General features: G+C 69.0%; 9 protein-coding genes. 6 read left to right on the plus strand and 3 right to left on the minus strand.

The window, feature by feature from the left end:
- Positions 1 to 462 (minus strand): AAA family ATPase (locus ACT4N8_RS11275; RefSeq protein ID WP_444858221.1); only part of this gene is annotated, 462 nt, incomplete at its 3' end.
- An 82-nt stretch (positions 463 to 544) separates the two neighbouring features.
- Between ACT4N8_RS11275 and ACT4N8_RS11280 the strand changes: the two genes are divergently transcribed.
- A complete protein-coding gene (locus ACT4N8_RS11280; protein WP_444858222.1) occupies positions 545 to 1216 on the plus strand; it encodes a hypothetical protein in 672 nt (223 codons plus the stop codon).
- Positions 1217 to 1260: 44 nt separating this feature from the next.
- Entirely contained in the window at positions 1261 to 2421 is a 1161-nt protein-coding gene (locus tag ACT4N8_RS11285) for a phospholipase D-like domain-containing protein (RefSeq protein WP_444858223.1), read from the plus strand.
- Here the strand turns inward: ACT4N8_RS11285 and ACT4N8_RS11290 are convergent.
- Positions 2418 to 3041, minus strand: coding sequence for a class I SAM-dependent methyltransferase (locus ACT4N8_RS11290; protein ID WP_444858224.1), 624 nt, complete (start codon positions 3039 to 3041; stop codon positions 2418 to 2420). The genes ACT4N8_RS11285 and ACT4N8_RS11290 overlap by 4 nt on opposite strands.
- Before the next feature lie 99 nt (positions 3042 to 3140).
- Between ACT4N8_RS11290 and ACT4N8_RS11295 the strand changes: the two genes are divergently transcribed.
- A complete protein-coding gene (locus ACT4N8_RS11295; RefSeq protein ID WP_444858225.1) occupies positions 3141 to 4433 on the plus strand; it encodes an MFS transporter in 1293 nt (430 codons plus the stop codon).
- On the opposite strand, the gene ACT4N8_RS11300 is transcribed toward ACT4N8_RS11295, so the two are convergent.
- Positions 4408 to 6702, minus strand: coding sequence for a CDC48 family AAA ATPase (locus tag ACT4N8_RS11300; protein WP_444858226.1), 2295 nt, complete (start codon positions 6700 to 6702; stop codon positions 4408 to 4410). The genes ACT4N8_RS11295 and ACT4N8_RS11300 overlap by 26 nt on opposite strands.
- 158 nt (positions 6703 to 6860) lie before the next feature.
- On the opposite strand from ACT4N8_RS11300, the gene ACT4N8_RS11305 reads away from it, so the two are divergent.
- The 3 genes from ACT4N8_RS11305 to ACT4N8_RS11315 form a co-directional block, all read left to right on the plus strand.
- A complete protein-coding gene (locus ACT4N8_RS11305) occupies positions 6861 to 7223 on the plus strand; it encodes an ArsR/SmtB family transcription factor (protein WP_444858227.1) in 363 nt (120 codons plus the stop codon).
- Positions 7220 to 7675, plus strand: coding sequence for an ArsI/CadI family heavy metal resistance metalloenzyme (locus ACT4N8_RS11310; RefSeq protein WP_444858228.1), 456 nt, complete (start codon positions 7220 to 7222; stop codon positions 7673 to 7675). Before ACT4N8_RS11305 ends, ACT4N8_RS11310 begins: the two co-directional genes overlap by 4 nt.
- A gap of 27 nt (positions 7676 to 7702) precedes the next feature.
- Positions 7703 to 8271 (plus strand): aquaporin (locus ACT4N8_RS11315; RefSeq protein WP_444858229.1); only part of this gene is annotated, 569 nt, incomplete at its 3' end.

Below are 8271 nucleotides of genomic sequence, written 5' to 3' on the forward strand. Positions count from 1 at the left end.
GGCCTCATAGCGCGAGCTGTGCCCGGCATGGCCGGGGTTGAGCGCGAGCACGATCCGGTCGAGGAAGCGGCGGCGGCCCGAGGCGCTTTCTACTAACAGCCTGTCCATCGCCGGGGTGAGCCAGAGCACCGACAGCCATTCGGCGAGCGAATTGGCCGCGGCCGGCGCGCCGTTGATCCGCACCTGCCGCCGCTCAGGCGCCTGCGCCGTCGTGCCGGTGCCGATCTCGATCTGATCGAGCCGCGCCGCCACCGCGAAGCCGCCGCCGCCATCGCACCGCGCCATCTCCGCGAGGCTCGCCCCGCGCAGGCCGCGGCCGGGCGAGAGCAAAGACACCGCTTCGAGCAAATTGGTCTTGCCCGCGCCATTCTCGCCGGTGAGCACGACCAGCCCCGACCCCGGCGCGACGAGGGCGTCGGCATAGGAGCGGAAATCGGCGAGGCTGAGGCGGGTGACGGCCATGGCCCGCTCCTATCGCCAAAGCCGGGTGACCGCCACGTGCGGCGGCGCTAGGAGGATCGTCTGACCGGATGGGGAGCAATTCATGCGTTGGGGATGGATCGCGGCGCTGGCCGCCTTGTCGACCGCGGCGCCCGCTCGGGCGGACATCACCGCGCGCTTCGCGCAGGAGAGCGGCCCGCCGATCACGGTCCAGGTCCGCGATAATGGCGACAGCCGGATTGTCGTCACCGACGGCGTCTATGTCATGCGGGACGGCGTCGCCTACATGATCCTCACCGACCCGCGCGGCACCTTCGTCACCCGGCAGGAGGATTTCGTCGCCCTGATGCGCGAGCTGCTGACCGCCGTGCCGCGGCTGCCGGGCGCGCGCGATCCCGTGCCGGGGGTCGCAGAGCGAGGCACCGAGACCGTCGCCGGGCGGACCGGTACGATCTTCCGGGTCGGCGCCCCCGACTCCGCCGACACGATCGACTTCGTGATCAGCCAGGATCCCGAGCTGGCCCCGGTCGGGCGGGCGATGGCGACTTTATTGAGCCCGCTCCTCACCGCGTCGATGGAGAGCACGCCGGGGCTCGGCGCGGAGATGACCGGCCTGTTCGCGCGCGGCACGGTGATCCGCTTCGGCTTCATGTGGCGGCTCGACAGCGTCGACACGGCGCCGGTCGCGGCCGCCGGGTTCGAATTGCCGAGCGCCCCGATCGACCGCGCGGCAGTGCGGGCCCGCTTCCTCGGGCCGGAGGCCGACCCGAACTAGACATGCTTTCGCGCCCGCGCGGATCGGGCTAGGCCGAGCCCGGGATGGGCGACTTCAGGATCGAACCGATTGAGGTGGCCGGCAACCGGCTGACCGTGCTCAGCGACGGGCCGGAGCGGCTGGCCGGGCTGATCGCGCTGATCGACGGCGCCAGGGAATCGCTCCGCATCCTCTATTATATCTGGCTCAACGACGAGACCGGGCGGCAGGTGCGAGATGCCCTGGTCGCGGCGGCGGAGCGCGGGGTCAAGGTCTCGATGCTGCTCGACGGCTTCGGCGCCTCGGCGGCGACGCCGGCCTTCTTCAAGCCCTTGAGCGACGCGGGCGCGCGCTTCTGCCGCTTCGTGCCGCGCTGGGGACGGCGCTATTTGTTGCGCAATCACCAGAAGCTCGCGCTCGCCGACGGACAGCGGGCGATCGTCGGCGGCTTCAACATCGGCGACGAGTATTTCGGGACGATCGAATCCGGCGCCTGGCGCGATCTCGGCATCGAGGTCGAAGGATCGAGCGTCGGCTGCCTCGTCGACTATTTCGACGCCCTCTTCGCCTGGGCGGAGAGCGATGATTCCTCGATCCGCGACCTGCGGCGCATGCTCAGCCGGCACAGCGTGCGCTATGAGACCCTGCACTGGCTGTTCGGCGGCCCCACGCGGCGGCTCAGCCCCTGGGCGCGCTCGGTCAAGCGCGACATGCTCCACGCCCGCTCGGTCGACATGGTGATGGCCTATTTCGTGCCGAGCCTGTCGATGCTGCGCCGGATCTATGCCGTCGCCCGCCGCGGCCGGGCCCGCCTCGTCACCTCGGGCAAGTCTGACCTCAGGACGACGATGTGGGCGGCGCGCTTCTCCTATTGGCGGGTGCTGAAGCGCGGCGTCGAGGTCTACGAATATCAGCCAACCAAGCTTCACACGAAGCTGATCATCATCGACGACGCCGTCCATATCGGCTCGGCCAATTTCGACCTCAGGAGCCTCTATCTCAATCTCGAGATGATGCTGCGCGTCGAGGACGTGGAATTCGCGGCGCGGATGCGCGCCTTCGTCGAGCATGAGATCGCCCACAGCCGGCGGATCACGGTCGAGGACCACCGGGCGAACATGACCTGGCTCAACCGGCTGCGCTGGGCGTTCGGCTTCTTCGTGATGGCGACGGCGGATTACAATCTCGCGCGGCGGCTCAATTTCGGCCGCCGGCTGGGACCTTAATCTTCGTCCTTCCAGCCCCAGAAGAGTTGGCAGGGCGGGATGTTGACCCATTCGAGGCCGCGGTCGATCCGCTCGAAATGGGGCGCCATGAAATCGCGCACCTTGGGCGAGAATTGATAGACCAGGAAGGCGCCGCCCGGGCGGAGCGCGGCGGCGGTTTCCTCGGCGATCTTCGGGCCGATGCCCGGCGGCAACGTCGAGAAGGGCAGGCCTGAGAGGATGTAATCGGCATGATCGAAGCCGCAATCGGCGATGATCTGCCGCACGTCGGCGGCCGAGCCGGTGACCGGGAAGAGCCGGCTGTCGCTGAACTTCTGCCGGAGATAGCGGGTGAAATCCGGGTTGGTGTCGATCGCGATCAGGGTCGCGTCCGGCGCCATCCGCTCGAGGACATGCTCGGTGAAGGTGCCGACCCCGGGGCCGTATTCGACGAACAGCTTGCAGTTCGCCCAATCGACGGGCCCGAGCATCTTGTCGATCGTCGCCTTCGACGAAGGGATGATCGAGCCGACCATCACGGGGTGCTTGATGAAGCCGCGCAGGAAATGCCAGAGCGGGCCGCCGCTCGCGTTGCGCGCGACACGGCTTTCTCTACGTGCCTCGTCCCAGGATGCCGACATGCTGTTGCCCAGAAAATTACGGGAAGGTGACGCGTTGGCAAATCGGGACCCGCTTGGCAAGGCGCAAGGGGCGGCGCCGAAGGGAAGGAAATTCCCGGGGTGGGCCGAACGCCCCGCCGGATGAACGGCTACGGCCTCTCGCGCGGGCGATTCGCCCTGCTCTACTCGGTGATGCTGGTCGCCGCGGCGGGCAATACGGCGATGCAGTCGCTGCTCCCCGCGATCGGGCGCGAGCTCGCCGTCGCCGACATCTGGGTGGCGGTCGCGTTCAGCCTTTCGGCGGTGATCTGGGTGGCGCTGGCGCCGGTCTGGGCGCGCCGCGCCGACCGCCGGGGCCGCCGCGCGCTGATGCGGCTCGGCCTCTACGGCTTCATCGTCTCGATGCTGATCTGCGGCGGCGCGCTCGCCGCCGGCCTGCTCGGGCTGATGGGCTCGGCGCTGGTCTTCACCATCTTCATGCTCGGGCGGACCTTTTACGGCGCCTTCGGCTCGGCCTCGCCGCCCGCCGTCCAGGCCTATGTCGCGGCGCGGACCGAGGGCGAGGCGCGGACCAACGCGCTCGCCGCGATCGCCTCCTCCTTCGGCCTCGGCACGATCATCGGCCCGGCGATCGCGCCGCTTTTCATCTTCCCGCCGCTCGGCCTGTCGGCGCCGCTCTTCGCCTTCGCGCTGATCGCCGCGGTGGTGCTCGTGCTGATCGTCCTGAAGCTGCCCGACGACACGCCGAGGCGCGACGCGCGCGGGACGATCGTCGCCTATCCCGCGATCGGCGGGGGCGGCGGGCAGGCCGCGCCGGACGAAGCCGTGCGCGTCGCCTTGTCGTGGCGCGATCCGCGCGTCCTGCCCTGGCATCTGATCGGCACGGTCGGCGGCCACGGCCATGCCATCGTCCTCGGCGTGATCGGCTTCCTCGTGATCGACCGGCTAATGCTGCCGCTCGACCATGCCCAGCAATGGATCGCGATCGTGCTTATGGCCGGCGCGGCGGCCTCGCTCTTCGCGCAATGGTGGCTGATCCCACAGCTGGCGCTGTCGCCGCGGCAGCTCGTCGTCTGGGGCTCGGTTGTGGCCGCCGCGGGCTCGGCAATGACCGGGCTCGGCCAGGGCGTCTATACGCTCACCATCGGCTTCGCTTTGGCCTCGCTCGGCTTCGGGCTGTTCCGGCCCGGCTTCACCGCCGGCGCCTCGCTCGCGGTCGGGCCGGACGAGCAGAACGAGGTGGCGGGGCAGGTCACCTCGGTCGCGGGCATCGCCTTCGTCGCGGGCCCGGCGGCGGGAGTCTGGGCCTATGGCTACGGCCTCGCTCTGCCCTTCCTCGTCACCGCCGCCCTGATGCTCGCCCTCGCCGGCTGGACCGCCTGGCGGTTCATTCCTTCGTCCCGCGCGGAGTGAGCATGCCCGGCGAGATGAAGCCGATCCCGCCGACGCTGCGCGCCTCCTGCATCAGGCTCTCGCGGATGCGCTCGTAGTCGGCCTCCATTTCGGGCGTGACCGAGGCGCGGGTTTCCTTCAGCGCCCGCTCGAACTGGTCCATCGTCACCGTCGTCGCCTCGATCGAGCCGCGCAGCGCGAACAGGCCGGCGCGGCGGACGAGGTCCTCAAGGTCCGCGCCGGTGAAGCGCGCCGTCCGATCGGCCAATGCGTCCAGATCCACGTCCGAGGCGAGCGGCATCCCCTTGGTGTGAATGCCCAGAATGTGCCGCCGGCCGGCTTCGTCCGGGACCGGCACGTAGATCAGCTCGTCGAACCGGCCGGGCCGGAGCAAGGCCGGATCGATCAGGTTCGGCCGGTTCGAGGCGCCGATCACCACCACGGATTGCAGCTCTTCGAGGCCGTCCATTTCGGCGAGGATGGTGTTGACGACGCGCTCGGTGACCTGCGGCTCGCCCCAGCCGGCGCCGCGGGCGGGGACGAGGCTGTCGATCTCGTCGATGAAGATCACGGTCGGGGCGACCTGGCGGGCGCGGGCGAACAGCCGGGCGATCTGCTGCTCGCTCTCGCCATACCATTTGGAGAGCAGGTCGGACGATTTGGTGGCGATGAAATTGGCCTCCGCCTCGCGCGCGGTGGCCTTGGCGAGCAAGGTTTTGCCCGTCCCCGGCGGCCCGTAGAGCAGGAAGCCCTTGGCCGGTCGGATGCCGAGCCGGCGGAAGGCGTCCGGATGCTTCAGGGGTAGCTCGACGCCTTCGCGCAGCCGCTCGCGCGCCGCGTCGACGCCGCCGACATCGTCCCAGCCGACATCGGGCTTCTGCACCATCACCTCGCGCATCGCCGAGGGCTGGACGCGCTTCAGCGCTTCCTCGAAATCCTTGCGGGTGACCGAAAGCCGGTCGAGCACGTCGGGCGGGATGATGCCGTCCTCGAGGTTCAGCTCGGGCATGATCCGTCGCACCGATTCGATCGCCGCCTCGCGGGTCAGAGCGGCGAGATCGGCGCCGACGAAGCCGTAGGTCTGCTTGGCCAGTTCATTGAGATCGACATCCTCCTGCAGCGGCATGCCGCGGGTGTGGATGCCGAGGATCTCGCGCCGCCCGCCCTCGTCCGGCACGCCAATCACGATCTCGCGGTCGAAGCGGCCCGGGCGGCGCAGCGCCTCGTCGATCGCCTCGGGCCGGTTGGTCGCGGCGATGACGACGACGTTCTGCCGCGGCTCGAGCCCGTCGAGCAGGCTCAGGAGCTGGGCGACCAGCCTTTTTTCGGTCTCGCCCTGGACCTGGCCGCGCTTGGGAGCGATCGAATCGATCTCATCGATGAAGATGATCGAGGGGGCGTTGTGGCCGGCTTGCTCGAACAGGTCGCGCAGGCGCTTCTCGCTCTCGCCATAGGCCGAGCCCATGATCTCGGGGCCGGCGACATGGAAGAAGCTGGCGTCGCTCTCGTTGGCGACGGCGCGGGCGAGGCGCGTCTTGCCGGTGCCGGGCGGGCCGTGCAGCAGCACGCCCTTGGGCGGATCGACGCCGAGCCGCTCGAAAATCTCGGGGTAGCGCAGAGGCAGCTCGACCATTTCGCGCAGCTGGTCGATCGTCGTCCCGATGCCGCCGATATCGTCATAGGTGACATCGGCGCGGCGCTTCTCCTTGGCCTCGGTATATTCGGGCTTGAGCTCGACCTCGGTATTGGCGTCGATCAGGACGATCCCCTTGGGCGCGGTCGAGACGACGACGAGCCGGATCTCCTGCAGCGCATAGGCGGGGGCGGTGAGCATCTTCCTGAGCTCGGGCGGAATGTCGCCGGGCGGCATCTGCTGCTGGCCGGTGGTGGCGACGACGTCGCCGGCGGTGATCGGCTTCATCCCGAAGCTGCGCTTGAGCGCGTGGGCGGAGCCGTGCAGGCGGAGATTCTTCTGCGCCGGGGCGAAGACGACGCGGGTCGCGGGCTTGGCATCGGCCTTGCGGACCTCGATGAAATCGCCCGAGCCGATCTCGGCATTGGCGCGCTGGAGGCCGTCGAGGCGGATGATATTGAGCCCCTCGTCCTCCGGATAGGGCCCGACCGCGCGCGCCGGCGTCGGGCGCTTGCCGACCAGCTCGATCACGTCGCCGTCGGCGAGACCCAGCTCGGTCATGATCGCGCGCGGTAGCCGGGCGATGCCGCGGCCGCTGTCGTCGGGGCGCATGGTGGCGACCTGCAGCTTCTTGGGTGCGCGTTCCTCGTCCGCCATCGGTCCAGGCCTCCTGATGCAAGCGCCCCACATAGGCACGGACAACGGGCGGTCAAAGCGGCGGTTCAAAAAAGGGCGATTTGAGCGCGCGATCCTTATTTCGAGATATTTCGAATTCAGGATTGACAATCGCGTCGCGTCGTCACATTTCGAGTTTCATGGAAACGATGAACCGATTCGATTCGGACAGCGCCATCGCCGCCCTGGGCGCGCTGGCGCAGGAGCACCGGCTGGCGCTGTTCCGGCTGCTCGTCCAGGCGGGCGAGGACGGCATGGCTGCGGGGGCGATCGCGACGGCGCTCGGCATTCCCAATTCGTCGCTCTCCTTCCACCTCGCCCAGCTCAGCCGCGCCGGCCTGATCCGGCAGCGGCGCGCGCATCGGTCGATCATCTACTCGGCCGACTATGGAGCGATGAACGCATTGGTCGGCTACCTCATGGAAAATTGCTGCGCCGGCGCCGCCTGCGACTCCGACGCCGACTGTTCCGAACTCCCCGCTCAAGAAAGGAAAACCGCATGAAGCGCCTCCACGTCCATGTCGGGGTCAACGACCTCGACCAGTCGATCGGCTTCTATTCCACCCTGTTCGGCGCGGAGCCGAGCGTGATCAAGGACGATTACGCCAAGTGGATGCTCGACGATCCCCGGGTCAATTTCGCGATCTCGGCGGGAATGCACGCCCGCAAGGGGATCGAGCATCTGGGCATCCAGGCCGAGGACGGCGACGAGCTGGCCGAGGTCTATACCCGGCTCAAAACGGCCGGGCGGCCCGTGCTCGAGGAGGGCGCGACCACCTGTTGCTACGCCAAATCCGAGAAAAGCTGGGTCACCGACCCGGACGGCGTGATCTGGGAAGCCTTCCACACCACCGGGGAGGCGACCGTCTACGGCGACAGCCCCTCGTTCGATGTCCTCGCCGCCGCGGCCTCGCCGAACGCCGCGCCGGCGAAATGCTGCGCGCCGGCGCAATGAGCCGGCCAGGCGGCGCGGAGCCCGGCCGTGGCTGAGCCCGCGCCGCTCGGGCGGCGGCTGGCGGCGGAGGGGATCGGCGCCTTCTTCCTGTTCGCGACGGTGATCGGCTCCGGGATCATGGCCGAGAATCTGGCGGGCGGGAACGAGGCGATCGCCCTGCTCGCCAACACGCTCGCCACCGGCGCGATCCTGTTCGTGCTGATCGCGATGCTCGGCCCGATCTCGGGCGCGCACATGAACCCGGCGGTGACGCTCGTCGTGGCCCTGAGGCGCGAGCTTCGCTGGCCGGAGGCAGGCGGCTATGTGCTCGCCCAGCTCACCTTCGGCATCCTCGGCGCCTGGGCGGCGCATCTGATGTTCGAGCTGCCGACCTTGCAGCTTTCGGTGAAGGCGCGGGCCGGGCTCGGCCAGTGGGCGGGCGAGGCGATCGCCACTTTCGGCCTGATCCTGACCATCCTCGGCACGCTCCGCCACCGGCCGCACTGGATCCCGGCGAGCGTCGCGCTCTATATCAGCGCGGCTTATTGGTTCACCTCGTCGACCAGCTTCGCCAACCCGGCGATCACGGTGGCGCGCAGCCTCTCCAACAGCTTCGC

This window comes from Sphingosinicella sp., from assembly GCF_052387495.1.
Lineage (GTDB): Bacteria > Pseudomonadota > Alphaproteobacteria > Sphingomonadales > Sphingomonadaceae > Allosphingosinicella.

Coding starts and splice junctions, on each gene's coding strand:
- ACT4N8_RS11280 (WP_444858222.1), top strand. CDS start 545: ATGCGTTGGGGATGGATCGCGGCGCTGGCCGCCTTGTCGACCGCGGCG.
- ACT4N8_RS11300 (WP_444858226.1), bottom strand. CDS start 6,702: ATGGCGGACGAGGAACGCGCACCCAAGAAGCTGCAGGTCGCCACCATG.
- ACT4N8_RS11285 (WP_444858223.1), top strand. CDS start 1,261: ATGGGCGACTTCAGGATCGAACCGATTGAGGTGGCCGGCAACCGGCTG.
- ACT4N8_RS11290 (WP_444858224.1), bottom strand. CDS start 3,041: ATGTCGGCATCCTGGGACGAGGCACGTAGAGAAAGCCGTGTCGCGCGC.
- ACT4N8_RS11305 (WP_444858227.1), top strand. CDS start 6,861: ATGGAAACGATGAACCGATTCGATTCGGACAGCGCCATCGCCGCCCTG.
- ACT4N8_RS11310 (WP_444858228.1), top strand. CDS start 7,220: ATGAAGCGCCTCCACGTCCATGTCGGGGTCAACGACCTCGACCAGTCG.